Below are 595 nucleotides of genomic sequence, written 5' to 3'. Positions count from 1 at the left end.
GCGGAGGAGGCCGGTCATGCGGGTCCGGACCGGCTCCACCGGCTGCTGAACCGGATCGACTGGGACGCGGAGGAGGTCCTCGACGATGTGCGGGGCTATGTGGTCGAGCACCTCGGCGATCCGGGGGCGGTGTTGATCGTTGACGACACCGGGTTCCTGAAGAAGGGCGTGCGGTCAGCCGGTGTCCAGAGGCAATATTCCGGAACCGCTGGCCGCACGGAGAACTGCCAGATCGGAGTCTTCCTGGCCTATGCCGCCAGCCGCGGCCGCACACTGATCGACCGCCGCTTGTATCTGCCCACGTCGTGGACGGATGACCGCGACCGGTGCCGCCTGGCCGGCATCGACGACGCGGTCGGCTTTGAGACGAAGGTGGTGATGGCCAAGACCATGGTCCGCCGGGCGATCGCGGACCGGATCCCGTTCCGGTGGGTGAGCGCGGACGCCGCCTACGGCTTCTCCAAGGGCTGGCGGTCCGAGCTTGAGCAGGCCGATGTCTTCCACGTCATGGCCACCACCCGCCACGACACCGTCGTCACCCGCTGGGCCGTCGACCACCCCGTCCACGACCTGTTTCACGGGCTGCCAAGGCAGA

1 protein-coding gene is annotated in these 595 nt (G+C 68.2%); it reads left to right on the top strand.

Annotated features, from left to right (window positions below; translation table 11 throughout):
* Nucleotides 1-595, top strand: a 595-nt coding sequence (locus IE185_RS32885; RefSeq protein WP_189716589.1) for an IS701 family transposase, incomplete at both ends; no start/stop codon positions are given.

The sequence above is a fragment of the Streptomyces chryseus genome (genome assembly GCF_014650755.1).
In the GTDB taxonomy this organism is placed as follows: Bacteria; Actinomycetota; Actinomycetes; order Streptomycetales; family Streptomycetaceae; genus Streptomyces; species Streptomyces chryseus.
This window is presented reverse-complemented; position numbering and strand designations above follow the sequence as displayed.